The sequence below is a fragment of the Pseudomonas sp. Pseusp10 genome (assembly GCF_059492225.1).
The window spans coordinates 5,815,315-5,828,919 of the sequence record NZ_CP168528.1; the positions used below are offsets into that span (position 1 = coordinate 5,815,315).

Below are 13,605 nucleotides of genomic sequence, written 5' to 3' on the forward strand. Positions count from 1 at the left end.
CGGGTGACACGCTAAAGCGGCGGAAAATCAGCCGCGCTCACCGGCCAGCCACTGCAACTGAACTTCGTGCTGACCACGGTCGTCGGTGACGAAGATCGTCCCTTCGCTGATCATCACGTCCCACTTGATAACCCGTGGCATGTCTTTGGCCAGGGTCTCCAGGACTTCCTGAGGCACGGCAGCGATGTTGACGTTCTTCAGGTTTTTCACCGCTGGCACCACTTTGCCTTCCCACACGCGCAGGCTGCCATAGGCCAGCAGGCTGGTGCGCTCAGTGCGGCGCGAGCACCAGGTCAGGCGCTCGGCATCCGGCTGGCCGACTTCTATCCAGTGCAGGACACGGTCATCCAGGCTTTTTTCCCACAAGGCCGGTTCATCCACTTCCGACAGACCACGGCCAAACGACAGCTGCTCGTTGTACCAAAGGGCGTAGGCCAGCAGGCGTACGGTCATGCGTTCTTCGGTTTCCGAAGGGTGACGGGCGATGGTCTGCTTCACGTTCTCATAGACGCTGCGGTCAAGGTCGGTGAGGTTCAGTTCAAACTTGTAGGTCGTGGACGGCTGGGCCATGAACGGGCTTCTTGATACGAGGAAAGTCGGCAAGTCTACCCGATGCGACGGGCAATCCACGAATAGAACACAATCAAGCTGGAGCGTCGGACAGTCGGCTATGTTAAAACCCTCTATTCGCTCAACCTTTGCCCCCACAGGATCCAGCATGTCGCTCACCGCCAAACCGCTTTCCGGTCTGAAAGTCATTGAATTGGGCACCTTGATTGCCGGCCCGTTTGCCTCGCGCATTTGCGCCGAATTCGGTGCCGATGTGATCAAGATCGAATCCCCGGACGGCGGTGATCCATTGCGCAAATGGCGCAAGTTGTATGAAGGCACTTCGTTGTGGTGGTTCGTCCAGGCGCGCAACAAAAAGTCCCTGACCCTCAATCTCAAACACCCCGACGGTCAGGCGATCCTGAAACAGCTGCTGGGAGAAGCAGACATTCTGATCGAAAACTTTCGTCCCGGTGTCCTGGAAAAACTCGGCCTGGGCTGGGATGTCCTGCACGCCTTGAACCCGAAACTGGTCATGGTGCGGCTGTCGGGTTTCGGCCAGACCGGCCCGATGAAAGATCAGCCCGGCTTTGGCGCGGTCGGTGAATCCATGGGGGGCCTGCGCTACATCACCGGCTTCGAAGACCGGCCACCGGTGCGCACCGGCATTTCCATCGGTGACTCGATTGCCGCGCTCTGGGGCGTGATCGGCGCGCTGATGGCCCTGCGTCATCGCGAGGTCAACGGCGGCCAGGGGCAAGTGGTGGACGTGGCGCTGTACGAAGCCATCTTCGCCATGATGGAAAGCATGGTCCCGGAGTTCGACGTGTTCGGCTTCATCCGCGAACGCACGGGCAATATCATGCCAGGCATCACCCCGTCCTCGATCCACACCAGTGCCGATGGCAAGCATGTGCAGATCGGCGCCAATGGCGACGCGATTTTCAAACGCTTCATGCTGATCATTGGCCGGGAAGACCTGGCCAACGACCCTCTGCTTGCCAGCAACGATGGCCGCGATGCCCGACGCGACGAGATCTATGGCGTCATCGATCGCTGGGTCAACTCGTTGCCGCTGGACAGGGTGCTGGCGCTGCTCAATCAGGCCGACGTGCCGGCCAGCCGGATCTTCAGCGCCGAAGACATGTTCAATGACCCTCAGTACCTGGCGCGAGAAATGTTCCTGCAAGCCAAGCTGCCGGATGGCAAAGACTTCAAGATGCCGGGCATTGTGCCGAAACTCTCAGAGACACCCGGTGAATGTGAATGGGTCGGGCCACAACTGGGTGAGCACAACGCACAGGTACTCCAGGAACTTGGCTATGACGCGAGGCAGATCGCACAGTTGCGCAAAGACGGAGCCATCTGAACTCAGGCGCCTGCCTCGACGCTGCCCGTCGCGCGGCGGGTGGGTGCTGTGCATGCTGGCAATTTTACTCTGGCTCCTTGAACCGCTCCCGTCAGCCCTGGCGCAAACCCGGGAAACCCTTATCTGGCTCAAGCGTGACCTGCCGCCGCTGACAATTTTCGATGGGCCGAAAAAAGGACAGGGTGTCATCGATCAACTGCTTCCACTGTTGATTGCCGGCATGCCGCGGTACCAGCACCGCGTGATGAGGGTCAATCGCGCGCGTGGACTGCAAATGCTCCACGAACCGTCTCTCGTCTGCGACGCGGCGCTGAACTGGAGCAAGGAGAGGGAACAGTGGATCGCCTTTTCCATCCCGGTCTTCCGCGCCATGAGCAATGGCCTGACCGTGCGGCGCATTGACCAGAACGTGCTGGCACCCTTTATCAAGGATGGAGAAGTGGACTTGGCAGCGCTGCTCGCCAGCGGCCGCGAAAAACTGGGGATTATTGCCGAGCGCAATTACGGCGAATACCTCGATGGGCTGCTCAAGCAAGCACCAGCCGAAGCGCTGACCGCTCATTACGGCAACGACGCCTTGGGCAGCCTGTTGCAAATGCAGCGCCTGGGACGCTTGCACCTGCTGCTGGGCTATCGCCCGGAAATTCGCTATCAGGCCTCGCTGCAAGGCATCGCCGAGGATGAATTGCAGTTCTATCCGATTCGCGGCACGGGCAAATACCTGTCCGGCTACATCGGTTGCACCGACACGCCAAAGGGCCGGCAGGCCATTGTCGAGATCAACCAGGTGCTGCGCACCCTTCCCCGCGAACGCCTTGATGAGGCCTACGCCGCCTGGCTGGATCCGGAGAGTCGTAGCGATTACCTGAAAGACACCAAGGCGTTTTTCGACAATCTGGCGCAACCATGACAAATCCCGGGCAAAAAGAAACCCCGGGAAGTGGGGAGACGACCCGGGGTTAAACGTGGCCTGCTTGGAGACCAGTAGCAGCAAGCTACAAGCACCGGAGCACAATGCTTGATCCTGCCGTTACAAAGTCTGACTGACCTGGGCGCGGGAAGGTTCCCACAAAAATCCGTTCAATTGCGGCTGGCCAGAAGCTTGTCCTGGGCAGCATTGCGCAATGCCGCGATGACACAAGGCTCCAGGCGTCCTTCAGCGATCAGCACGTCGCGATGCAATCCGTCGACCACATCCGTCAGCAGGCGTTTGTCATTAAACTGGGCCTGATTGAACTCGCGCTCGACCACGGTCGCGCCGATAGCATTCTTCAGGGTCACCCGGCATTCGCCACGAATACCTGACGGGGTCAATGTGACCTGATACGGGCTCAGCGCCTCACCGAGCAACAAACTGATACTTTCCATCCCGATCACCATTCAATAGTCCGAAACAACGTGCCTGGGGCATGCCTAAAACAGATGACCGCTGGCCCGAGAAGAAAGTTCTGGATACTGACCGCAGATGAAACTACAGGTCAGTCAAGAGAGCATGCACGGCGAACATGACAGAGAAAAAACGCAACCGTCACGTTTGTCGGGTACGCCTGGCGATATCGGCCCAGCCCCCCAGCAATCCTCGTAGCTGGCCATCCGCCGTGTAAAACGGCACCGTCCACTGGTAGATATCCCTGACACCTTCCTTGAACATCAATTGGCGCTCGAAGAAGCGCGTCCTGCGCGTAATCAACTGAGCCAGGAACTCGGCATGCAGCAACTCCGCGGTTTGTCTGGGCATGACATCAACCTCGATCAACTGCCGCCCCTGCATCCGGTCAAAACGCGTCGACAAGGCGTCCTCATAACTTTTGTTGCACATGATCAAACGCCCTTGCAGATCACGGACAAACATCGGGTCAGGCATGGCATCCATCAGGGCATGCTGGAATGCGAGCTGATCGCGCAGGCACCTTTGGGCGTCGACCCGCTGCCTGACCACCACCGCCAACCGCCGGTTCCAGAGCAGGGACAACAGGCCGAACAGGCTGAGCACAAACATGCCCCAGCAGACCCATTGGTCAAGCCGCTGCCAGAAGCCAGGCGCCTGTGGCACGGTAGCACCACCGAACCACTTCAGGCGAAGGTCGCGCAGTTCCTGCGCAGGAAACGCCTCAAGCGCCTTGTTGAGGATACTCAGCAACTGCGGCTGGCCTTTGCGCACCGCCAGATAATCCGCATCCCATTTGCCCGGCACCACAGCCCCGATCTGCAGTCGCCCCGACGGAATAAGCTGGGCGCCGATTTCGCTTTCGATGGTGGCATAGGCTTCGCCGCTTTCAACCCAGGCACGGGCTTCGGCGTAGGTCTTGACCGAACGCAACTCTATGGACGGATAATCGCGACGGATCGTCGCCTCCAGTGCATGCCGGGTCGGCAGCACCAGTACCCGCTTCGCCAGATCCTCCAGCGACTGCACCGGCGGTGCCCCGGCCTGCCCGACAAAGACCCATCCTGCACCGCCGAACGCATGGCTGAAATCGAGAAACGCCTTGCGTTCGTCATTTACTGACAGCGTGGTGCTCAAATCCGCCGCGCCGCTTTCCAGGCGTGCCAGCATCTGATCGACGGAAAAAGACTCTTCGTAAACGAACTGCAACCCCGTCATGTCACTGATGCGCTTGAGCAGGTCACTGTTCAGGCCCGTCCATTGACCATACTCATCCTTGAACTGGTACAACGGGTATTCCAGTGCGGTGACCACGACCCGTGGATGGCTGGCTATCCATTGCACCTCCTGGTCATCCAGCACGACCACTGAACGTGCGACAGTCTTCCCACGCTCCTGAATCGATGCAGGGCTTGCCCCTCCCCATTCGGCGGCTCCCACGATGCCGAATAAAATCAGCCAGCGCGCGACTGGCTTGAACACACTTGTAAACCGCATTCCCATGTCCTTGGTGATCCACTCGCCTGTCCTTTCGCGGCGATAACACGACAAGTGTGCATGCAGAAATGAAAAAGCCCGTCAGGAGACGGGCTTCAAAATGTAACAGCGCTGACCGGTTACAACGGCTTGCCGCGGTTGCCATGCTGACTGACAAAGGCCTGCACGGCCTTCAGGTCATTTGGCAATACGGTGCAACGTTCGTCTCGTTCAAACAAATCAGAAAGATGTACAGGCAGTTCGAGAGCTTTTCCTACACCGGCTTTTTCCACGGCGTCCGGGAATTTGACCGGGTGGGCGGTGCCCAGGATCACCATTGGAATGTCCAGGCTGCGGCGGCATTCCCGCGCAGCTTTCACGCCGATGGCAGTGTGTGGATCCAGCACTTCACCGGTCTGCTCGTAGACTTCGGCGATGGTTTCGCAGGTTTGCGCGTCATCCACGGCCAGCGAGTCGAACAACTTGCGGGCTTCGGTCCAGCGCTCTTGCTCGACGCTGAAACCGCCGCCCTGCTTGAACGAATCCATCAGCCCGGCGATTGCCGCGCCGTTGCGGCCATGCAGGTCGAACAGCAGGCGTTCGAAGTTCGACGACACCATGATGTCCATGGACGGCGACAGCGTCGCGTGCAGGGTTTCCTTGACGTACTGGTTGCCGCTCATGAAGCGGTGCAGGATGTCGTTGCGGTTGGTGGCGACGATCAACTGGTTGATCGGCAGGCCCATGTTGCGCGCCAGGTAACCGGCGAAAATGTCGCCGAAGTTGCCGGTCGGCACCGAGAACGACACCGAACGTGCCGGGCCGCCCAGTTGCAGGGCCGCGTGGAAGTAGTAAACGATCTGGGCCATGATCCGCGCCCAGTTGATCGAGTTTACTGCGACCAGGCGCGTGCCCTTGAGGAAACCCTGGTCGGCGAAGCTGGCCTTGACCATTTCCTGGCAGTCGTCGAAGTTGCCTTCGATGGCGATATTGTGAATGTTCTCGCCGAAGATGGTGGTCATCTGCCGACGCTGTACTTCGGACACCCGGTTGTGCGGGTGCAGGATGAAAATGTCGACGTTTTCGCAGTGCTTGCAGCCTTCGATGGCGGCCGAACCGGTGTCACCGGAGGTGGCACCGACGATCACCACGCGCTCGCCGCGCTTTTCCAGCACGTAGTCGAGCAAACGACCGAGCAATTGCAAGGCGAAGTCCTTGAACGCCAGGGTGGGGCCGTGGAACAGCTCCAGCACCCATTCGTTGCCGTTCAACTGACGCAGCGGCGCAACGGCGTTGTGGGCGAATACGCCGTATGTTTCTTCAAGAATCTTTTTGAAATCGGCGTCCGGGATGCTACCGGTGACGAACGGGCGCATAACGCGGAAAGCCAGCTCGTGATACGGCAGGCCGGCCCAGGAAGCGATTTCTTCCTGGGTGAAGCGTGGCAGGTTTTCCGGGACGTACAGACCGCCGTCGGTGGCAAGGCCTGCCAGCAGGACGTCTTCGAAATTCAGGGCCGGTGCCTGGCCGCGGGTACTGATGTAGCGCATAAGGGCAAACCTTCGGTTTGGGCTGCAAGCTACAAGCTACAGGCTGCAAGTAAAAGCCTATCTGCCTTTGACTTGCCGCTTGAAGCTTGCAGCTTGCCGCTGCTTTTAATTAATTCAAGTGCTCGACACGGATCCGTACGACCGGACCAACCACGCCCGCCAAGGCTTCCAGGGCGGCAATCGCATCGTTGATGTGCTGCTCCAGTACGCGGTGGGTCAGCAGGATCATCGGCACCAGACCGTCGTGTTCCTCGGCTTCCTTCTGCATGATCGACTCGATGTTGATGCCACGCTCCGAGAGGATGCTCGCAACCTGAGCCAATACGCCCGGATGGTCCTTGGCCTGAATACGCAGGTAGTAGGCGCTTTCGCAGGCTTCGATCGGCAGGATCGGGTGAGCCGACAGCGAATCCGGCTGAAACGCCAGGTGCGGTACGCGGTTTTCCGGGTCGGAGGTCATGGCGCGAACCACGTCCACCAGGTCGGCGATCACCGACGAGGCGGTCGGCTCCATGCCGGCACCGGCGCCGTAGAACAGGGTCGAACCGGCAGCATCACCGTTGACCATCACCGCGTTCATCACGCCGTTGACGTTGGCGATCAGTCGATCGGCCGGGATCAGCGTCGGGTGCACGCGCAATTCGATACCGGCCGCGGTGCTGCGTGCCACGCCCAGGTGCTTGATGCGGTAGCCCAGCGCTTCGGCGTAGTTCACGTCAGCCGTGGTCAGCTTGGTGATGCCTTCGGTGTATGCCTTGTCGAATTGCAGCGGGATGCCGAACGCGATGGACGCCAGGATCGTCAGCTTGTGCGCGGCGTCGATACCCTCAACGTCGAAGGTCGGGTCGGCTTCGGCGTAACCCAATGCCTGGGCTTCGGCCAACACGTCTTCGAAGGTGCGACCCTTCTCGCGCATTTCCGTCAGGATGAAGTTGCCGGTGCCGTTGATGATGCCGGCCACCCAGTTGATGCGGTTGGCGGACAGCCCTTCGCGGATCGCCTTGATCACCGGGATACCACCGGCCACCGCCGCTTCGAACGCAACGATCACGCCCCTCTCGCGGGCCTTGGCGAAAATTTCATTACCGTGAACGGCGATTAGCGCCTTGTTCGCGGTGACCACATGCTTGCCATTCTCGATGGCCTTGAGTACCAGCTCGCGGGCAACGGTGTAGCCGCCCATCAGCTCTATGACGATGTCGATCTCAGGGTTCGTGGCCACTTCGAAGACATCGTTGGTAATCGCAATACCGGTCGTTTGGAACTGAGGCTTTGGCGTGCGCATGGCAATTTGTGCCACTTCGATCCCACGCCCGGCACGACGAGCAATTTCCTCGGCGTTGCGCTGAAGTACGTTGAAGGTACCGCCACCGACGGTTCCTAACCCACAGATGCCTACTTTGACCGGTTTCACTGTGAACTCCCCATAAAACGGCCGACTCAAGGCCGGCCGTGAAAACAACCGCAGGCTCGCGGCTCTCTATTGATGGCCCGGCGATGTCGCTGCCGGACCATGATCGTCAAGGCTTGCCGTGACGATGCGAATTTACTTCGCGCCCAGCGCCAGTTTGGCGACTTGTGGCGCAGGCTGGTAGCCCGGAATGACCTGACCGTCGGCCAAAACGATGGCCGGTGTGCCGTTCACGCCAATCGACTGGCCGAGAGCGAACTGCCTGGAAACCGGGTTATCGCACTTGGCGGCCTTGATTTCCTTGCCCTCGACCATTTTGTCCATGGCCGCTTTCTTGTCTTTCGAGCACCACACCGCTTGCAGTTGTTCGTCACCCGGCGAACCCAGGCCCTGACGCGGGAACGCCACGTAACGCACTTCGATGCCGCGCTTGTTCAGCTCAGGCACTTCGGCGTGCAGTTTGTGGCAGTACGGGCAAGTGGTGTCGGTGAACACGGTAATGTGCGACTTGGTTTCGCCAATGGCCGGGTACACCACGGTTTCAGCGACCGGAATATCGTTGATCAACTTGGAAATGCCCAGGCGCTCGGTCTTCTCGGTCAGGTTGACCGGCTTGCCGTCCTTGAGATCGAACAGGTAGCCCTGAACCACGTACTGGCCGTCGGCACTGGCGTACAGCACACGGCTGCCTTTGAGCTTGACTTCGTACAGGCCTGGCAACGGGCTGGCGGTAATGCTTTCCACCGGGACTTCGAGCTGGAGGTTTTCCAGGCTTTTACGAATGGCTTTGTCGGCCGCGTCATCGGCGACGGCAAAGGTGCTGACCAACGCAATGGCTGCGGCGGCAAAAATCTGGGTCAGACGCATGAGAACTCCTGAAGGCGAACATATGGGACGATCAGAACGCCCGTGCCGAAACACCGGGTCATAATCGCCCATCGTGCAAACCGGCCAAGCCTATCACATAAGGTCCGTGGGGCCGAATGCGCCTGATGCACGACATTTCGCTCACGTTGCACGACGCATTTATGTAGCAGCTGGCGAAGCCTGCGTCCGGCTGCGCAGCAGTCGTAAGATCAGGCACTGAGGTACATCAGTTAAACCGAGAATTCAGGGTTTACGACTGCTTCGTCCGAACGCGGCCCAAGCCGGACGCAGGCTTCGCCAGCTGCTACACAGTCCCGTGCTAACCGCGCGGGTGGTGTTTGGCGTGCAGGTCCTGCAAGCGTGCGCGTGCCACGTGGGTATAGATCTGGGTGGTCGACAAATCGCTGTGCCCCAGCAGCATCTGCACCACCCGCAAGTCTGCACCGTGGTTGAGCAGGTGCGTGGCGAAGGCATGGCGCAGCGTATGCGGTGACAGCGACTTGCCGATCCCGGCCACCTTGGCCTGATGCTTGATCCGGTGCCAGAAGGTCTGGCGGGTCATCTGCTCGCCACGCTGGCTCGGGAACAATACATCGCTGGGACGCCCGCCAAGCAGTTCGCTGCGGGCATCACGCATATAGCGTTCGACCCAGACAATCGCCTCCTCGCCCATTGGCACCAACCGCTCCTTGCTGCCCTTGCCCATCACACGTAACACGCCTTGACGCAAATTGACTTGTTCAAGGGTGAGGCTGATCAGCTCGGTCACCCGCAGTCCGCAGGCGTACAGCACTTCGAGCATGGCGCGGTCGCGCTGGCCGATGGCTTCGCTCAGATCCGGCGCTTTTAACAAGGCCTCTACATCTGCTTCCGACAAGGACTTTGGCAATGGCCTGCCGAGTTGCGGCATATCGACGCGAAGGGTCGGATCGACAGCAATCAGCTTTTCCCGCAGCAAATAGCGATAGAAGCCACGCACGCCGGAGAGAAATCGGGCGGTCGAACGGGGTTTGTAGTTTTGCTCCAGGCGCCAGGCCAGGTGATCGAGGATCAGCTCGCGGCCTGCGTTGATCAGCTCCAGGCCTTTTTCCTGCAGCCAGCCGTTGAACAGCGCAAGGTCACTGCGATAAGCATCGCGGGTGTTGTCGGAGAGACCTTTCTCTAGCCACAGGGCGTCGAGGAATTGATCTATCAGGGGATGATCGATGGCGGGCATAAAGACTCAGGCAGCGGAAAGACTGACCGCAAGTCTTTCATAGCCCGCGCGCCCGCGGAACCATCGCACGCATAAATCGCAGGCAACAAAAAAGCAGCCCGAAGGCTGCTTTTTTCTGCATCGGAAGCTGGACTTAAGCCAGTTTTTCCTTGATGCGAGCTGCTTTACCCGACAGATCACGCAGGTAGTACAGCTTGGCTTTACGTACGTCACCGCGACGCTTGACAGCCATGCTGTCGATTTGCGGGGAGTAGGTCTGGAAAGTACGCTCTACGCCAACACCGTTGGAGATTTTACGAACGGTGAATGCACTGTTTACGCCGCGGTTACGCTTGGCGATAACAACACCTTCGAACGCTTGCAGACGCGAACGGTCGCCTTCCTTCACTTTCACCTGAACGACAATGGTGTCGCCCGGGGCAAAGGGAGGGATCTCTTTGGTCATCTGCTCTGCTTCGAGTGCAAGGATGATTTTGTTAGTCATGCTGTGCTCCTAAGGTAAATCATCGGATTTACCATCGATACGTTGTTAACTATCGTCCCGCTCGCGGATGTATTCCTCGAGCAGCTTCTTCTCTTCTCCAGAAAGCGAGCGGCTTTCCAGAAGATCGGCGCGTCGTTCAAAGGTCCGACCAAGGGACTGCTGTAAACGCCAACGCCGGATGTGCGCGTGATTGCCACTTAGCAATACGTCGGGAACACGCTGATCCGCATACACCTCCGGTCGGGTGTAGTGCGGGCAATCCAGCAAACCATCCGTAAAGGAATCTTCCTCGGCGGAGTCCGCATGCCCTAAAGCTCCAGGCAGCAGTCGTGTAACCGCATCGATCAGGACCATCGCCGGCAGCTCGCCGCCAGACAGTACATAGTCGCCAATCGACCACTCTTCATCGACATGAGCATCTATAAAACGCTCGTCAATGCCTTCATAGCGGCCGGCAATCAGGATCAATGCATCCAGATTCGCCAACTCGCGTACCGCCGACTGAGTCAGTTGGCGGCCTTGGGGGGACAGGTAAATTACCTTCGCTCCCTCCCCGGCGGCTGCCTTGGCCTGAACCAGAGCATCTTCCAGGGGCTTGATCTTCATCACCATGCCCGGACCACCGCCAAACGGGCGATCGTCCACAGTGTGATGTCGATCCGTCGTGTAGTCTCGCGGATTCCAACAGGTGAGCTGCAAGAGCCCCTGTTTCACCGCACGACTGGTGATGCCGTAATCGCTGATGGCGGAGAACATCTCGGGAAACAGACTGATCACTTCTACGCGCAAGTTAGCCACGCTTAGAAATCCGCATCCCAATCCACCTTCATCTCGCCTGCGGCCAGGTCGACGGCCAACACGCATTGCTCCGTATAGGGCAACAGGCGTTCGCGATCATCCAGGCTGCCAGCGCAAGGCTTGACCACCATGACATCGTTCGAGCCGGTCTCCAGCAGGTGATCGATTTTCCCGAACAGTTGTCCGAGCGTGTCGATAACCTTGAGACCTTCCAGCTGGTACCAGTAGTACTCGCCGTCGGTCAGTTCAGGGAACAGGTTGCGCGGCACGCAGATCTCATAACCAGCCAGAAGACGAGCTTCTTCGCGATCATCGAGACCCTTGAGCTTTGCGACCAGAAACTTGTCATTCCCGCGTCCGCTGACCAGCTCTACCTGCTTTACATTACCCTCACGCTTGAGCGTCCAGGTTTTGTAGTCCAGCAGGTTTTTAATCGGATCAGTAAAGGAGTACACCTTCACTTCGCCGCGAACGCCGTGAACAGAATAAATCTTGCCGATAACGATCAAATCATCAGCAATGGCTGGCGTCGCGTTCATATTGCTCAGGCCGCAGCCTTAGCAGATTCCTTCAACAACTGAGCAACGCGCTCAGAAGGTTGTGCACCAACGCTCAGCCAGTAGGCTACGCGCTCTTGGTTCACGGACAGACGAACTTCCTGACCACGGGCAACAGGGTTGAAGTAGCCAACCTGTTCCTTGTGCGAACCGTCGCGCGGGTTGCGGCTGTCGGTTACGGTCAAGTGGTAAAACGGGCGCTTTTTGGAGCCGCCAAGGGCAAGACGGATTGTTAGCATGTGAACATCGTTCCTGTAGTCGGTGCTGCAAATCTAAATGCACAGCGGGCATGGGTGCCCGAAAGGCCGCATATTCTAAGGAATATCCGGACTTTTGCAAATGACTTTTTCCGGCGCCTACCGGCCGCCGTGCAGATTTGCTATAGAGCCGTCGTTGAAAACGGCCGGTCAGCTCCCGCCAAATGCGGGTTTGCTGGAGATCCCGCTTCCTTGCGGGGTCTGCGCCGGTACGATGACCGGCGCGGATTCTTTAGAGCTTTGGCATGCCGCCGCCAGGCAACATACCGCCCATGCCGCGCATCATCTTGGCCATTCCGCCTTTCGCCGAGAACTTCTTCATCATTTTCTGCATCTGCTTGTGCTGCTTGATCAAGCGGCCGATGTCCTGCACCTGGGTGCCGGAACCCATGGCGATCCGGCGTTTGCGCGAACCGCTGATCATCTCAGGGTCGCGGCGCTCGGCCGGGGTCATGGAGTTGATGATGGCTTCCATCTGCTTGAATTGCTTTTCTGCCGCGCCCTGGGCGTTGCCCATCTGCGCCAGGTTCACGCCGCCCATGTTCGGCAGCTTGTCCATGAGCCCGCCGAGGCCGCCCATGTTCTTCATCTGTTGCAGCTGATCGCGGAAGTCTTCGAGGTCGAAGCCCTTGCCCTTCTTCAACTTTTTAGCAAGCTTGTCGGCTTTGTCCTTGTCGAGCGTCGCTTCCGCCTGCTCGATCAGGCTGAGCACGTCGCCCATGCCGAGGATGCGCGAGGCGATACGCTCAGGGTGGAACGGATCGAGCGCTTCGCTCTTCTCGCCCATACCGATGAACTTGATCGGCTTGCCGGTGATGGCACGCACCGACAGCGCGGCACCGCCACGGGCGTCACCGTCGACCTTGGTCAGGATCACACCGGTCAGCGGCAATGCATCGCCGAAGGCCTTGGCCGTGTTGGCGGCGTCCTGGCCGGTCATGGCATCGACCACGAACAGGGTTTCGACCGGGTTGATCGCGGCATGCAGCGCCTTGATCTCGCCCATCATCTCTTCGTCGATGTGCAGGCGACCAGCGGTATCGACGATGACCACGTCGATGAATTTGAGTTTTGCTTCCTTAATAGCCGCGCTGGCGATGTCGACCGGCTTCTGGCTCAGATCCGACGGGAAGAACGTCACGCCGATGTCGTTGGCCAGGGTTTCCAGCTGCTTGATCGCCGCTGGACGGTAAACGTCGGCGGACACGACCATGACCGACTTCTTCTTGCGCTCTTTAAGGAACCGCGCGAGCTTGCCGGCGGTGGTGGTCTTACCGGCGCCCTGCAAACCGGCCATCAGGATGACCGCTGGCGGAACGGCGCTCAGGTTCAGGTCTTCGTTGGCCGCGCCCATCAGGCTTTCGAGTTCGGCCTGGACGATTTTCACGAAGGCCTGGCCCGGCGTCAGGCTGCGCGACACCTCGGTGCCGACGGCGCGTTCCTTGACCGAATTGACGAAGTCCTTGACCACCGGCAAGGCGACGTCGGCTTCGAGCAACGCCATGCGCACTTCACGCAGGGTGTCTTTGATGTTGTCTTCAGTCAGCTTGGCCTTGCCGGTGACATGGCGCAGCGTCTGCGAGAGACGGTCGGTTAAGTTTTCAAACATTGCGCGATCCTTTCAGGCCCTGTGTAGACCGGGATAATGGCGGCCCGGACCGGACTAAACGTGTGCTCGGCGAGC

The 13,605-nt window shown here is 59.1% G+C and carries 14 protein-coding genes; 2 read left to right on the forward strand and 12 right to left on the reverse strand.

The features are described 5' to 3' along the window. Positions 1–27: 27 nt before the first annotated feature. The gene (locus ACEN8Z_RS26400) at positions 28–570 is read right to left on the reverse strand and encodes a YaeQ family protein (RefSeq protein WP_007998514.1); all 543 of its coding nucleotides are present in this window, start codon (positions 568–570) and stop codon (positions 28–30) included. Between the two features lie 148 nt (positions 571–718). Here ACEN8Z_RS26400 and ACEN8Z_RS26405 point away from each other — a divergent pair, with 148 nt between their 5' ends. Together ACEN8Z_RS26405 and ACEN8Z_RS26410 are read left to right on the forward strand one after the other, a co-directional pair. Then, positions 719–1,918 (forward strand): CaiB/BaiF CoA transferase family protein, encoded by a 1,200-nt coding sequence (locus tag ACEN8Z_RS26405; protein WP_495596156.1) that lies wholly within the window; start codon positions 719–721, stop codon positions 1,916–1,918. Then, entirely contained in the window at positions 1,872–2,828 is a 957-nt protein-coding gene (locus ACEN8Z_RS26410) for a TIGR02285 family protein (RefSeq protein ID WP_495596157.1), read from the forward strand. The genes ACEN8Z_RS26405 and ACEN8Z_RS26410 overlap by 47 nt, the downstream gene beginning before the upstream one ends. Before the next feature lie 170 nt (positions 2,829–2,998). On the opposite strand, the gene ACEN8Z_RS26415 is transcribed toward ACEN8Z_RS26410, so the two are convergent. The 11 genes from ACEN8Z_RS26415 to ffh form a co-directional block, all read right to left on the reverse strand. Beyond that, positions 2,999–3,286, reverse strand: coding sequence for a DUF3509 domain-containing protein (locus ACEN8Z_RS26415; protein ID WP_007998520.1), 288 nt, complete (start codon positions 3,284–3,286; stop codon positions 2,999–3,001). Positions 3,287–3,446: 160 nt separating this feature from the next. After that, positions 3,447–4,802, reverse strand: coding sequence for a transporter substrate-binding domain-containing protein (locus tag ACEN8Z_RS26420; RefSeq protein WP_495596158.1), 1,356 nt, complete (start codon positions 4,800–4,802; stop codon positions 3,447–3,449). Positions 4,803–4,921: 119 nt separating this feature from the next. Continuing rightward, positions 4,922–6,331, reverse strand: a complete 1,410-nt coding sequence (gene thrC / locus ACEN8Z_RS26425) for a threonine synthase (RefSeq protein WP_008018562.1) — start codon at positions 6,329–6,331, stop codon at positions 4,922–4,924. A 109-nt stretch (positions 6,332–6,440) separates the two neighbouring features. Next, positions 6,441–7,745 carry a homoserine dehydrogenase gene (locus ACEN8Z_RS26430; protein WP_495596159.1) on the reverse strand — a complete coding sequence of 435 codons (1,305 nt, stop codon included), beginning with the start codon at positions 7,743–7,745 and terminating at the stop codon, positions 6,441–6,443. Between the two features lie 132 nt (positions 7,746–7,877). Continuing rightward, positions 7,878–8,609 carry a bifunctional protein-disulfide isomerase/oxidoreductase DsbC gene (gene dsbC, locus ACEN8Z_RS26435; protein ID WP_495596160.1) on the reverse strand — a complete coding sequence of 244 codons (732 nt, stop codon included), beginning with the start codon at positions 8,607–8,609 and terminating at the stop codon, positions 7,878–7,880. A 319-nt stretch (positions 8,610–8,928) separates the two neighbouring features. Further along, positions 8,929–9,825, reverse strand: a complete 897-nt coding sequence (gene xerD / locus ACEN8Z_RS26440; RefSeq protein WP_007998531.1) for a site-specific tyrosine recombinase XerD — start codon at positions 9,823–9,825, stop codon at positions 8,929–8,931. Positions 9,826–9,958: 133 nt separating this feature from the next. Beyond that, positions 9,959–10,309 carry a 50S ribosomal protein L19 gene (rplS, locus tag ACEN8Z_RS26445; protein ID WP_003440273.1) on the reverse strand — a complete coding sequence of 117 codons (351 nt, stop codon included), beginning with the start codon at positions 10,307–10,309 and terminating at the stop codon, positions 9,959–9,961. 45 nt (positions 10,310–10,354) lie between these two features. Then, positions 10,355–11,107 carry a tRNA (guanosine(37)-N1)-methyltransferase TrmD gene (trmD, locus tag ACEN8Z_RS26450; protein WP_007998533.1) on the reverse strand — a complete coding sequence of 251 codons (753 nt, stop codon included), beginning with the start codon at positions 11,105–11,107 and terminating at the stop codon, positions 10,355–10,357. A gap of 2 nt (positions 11,108–11,109) precedes the next feature. Further along, a complete protein-coding gene (rimM, locus tag ACEN8Z_RS26455; protein ID WP_007990026.1) occupies positions 11,110–11,646 on the reverse strand; it encodes a ribosome maturation factor RimM in 537 nt (178 codons plus the stop codon). Positions 11,647–11,651: 5 nt separating this feature from the next. Beyond that, complete coding sequence (gene rpsP / locus ACEN8Z_RS26460) at positions 11,652–11,903, reverse strand: 30S ribosomal protein S16 (protein WP_007972721.1); 252 nt, start codon at positions 11,901–11,903, stop codon at positions 11,652–11,654. Between the two features lie 250 nt (positions 11,904–12,153). Then, positions 12,154–13,530, reverse strand: coding sequence for a signal recognition particle protein (ffh, locus tag ACEN8Z_RS26465; protein ID WP_495596161.1), 1,377 nt, complete (start codon positions 13,528–13,530; stop codon positions 12,154–12,156). Positions 13,531–13,605: the final 75 nt, after the last annotated feature.

Bases quoted from the DNA above. Each gene is read 5' to 3' on its own strand.
- rpsP (WP_007972721.1), bottom strand. From the start codon at position 11,903: ATGCTAACAATCCGTCTTGCCCTTGGCGGCTCCAAAAAGCGCCCGTTT.
- ACEN8Z_RS26420 (WP_495596158.1), bottom strand. From the start codon at position 4,802: ATGCGGTTTACAAGTGTGTTCAAGCCAGTCGCGCGCTGGCTGATTTTA.
- ACEN8Z_RS26400 (WP_007998514.1), bottom strand. From the start codon at position 570: ATGGCCCAGCCGTCCACGACCTACAAGTTTGAACTGAACCTCACCGAC.
- ACEN8Z_RS26415 (WP_007998520.1), bottom strand. From the start codon at position 3,286: ATGGAAAGTATCAGTTTGTTGCTCGGTGAGGCGCTGAGCCCGTATCAG.
- xerD (WP_007998531.1), bottom strand. From the start codon at position 9,825: ATGCCCGCCATCGATCATCCCCTGATAGATCAATTCCTCGACGCCCTG.
- ffh (WP_495596161.1), bottom strand. From the start codon at position 13,530: ATGTTTGAAAACTTAACCGACCGTCTCTCGCAGACGCTGCGCCATGTC.
- rplS (WP_003440273.1), bottom strand. From the start codon at position 10,309: ATGACTAACAAAATCATCCTTGCACTCGAAGCAGAGCAGATGACCAAA.
- ACEN8Z_RS26405 (WP_495596156.1), top strand. From the start codon at position 719: ATGTCGCTCACCGCCAAACCGCTTTCCGGTCTGAAAGTCATTGAATTG.
- thrC (WP_008018562.1), bottom strand. From the start codon at position 6,331: ATGCGCTACATCAGTACCCGCGGCCAGGCACCGGCCCTGAATTTCGAA.
- dsbC (WP_495596160.1), bottom strand. From the start codon at position 8,609: ATGCGTCTGACCCAGATTTTTGCCGCCGCAGCCATTGCGTTGGTCAGC.
- rimM (WP_007990026.1), bottom strand. From the start codon at position 11,646: ATGAACGCGACGCCAGCCATTGCTGATGATTTGATCGTTATCGGCAAG.
- ACEN8Z_RS26410 (WP_495596157.1), top strand. From the start codon at position 1,872: ATGACGCGAGGCAGATCGCACAGTTGCGCAAAGACGGAGCCATCTGAA.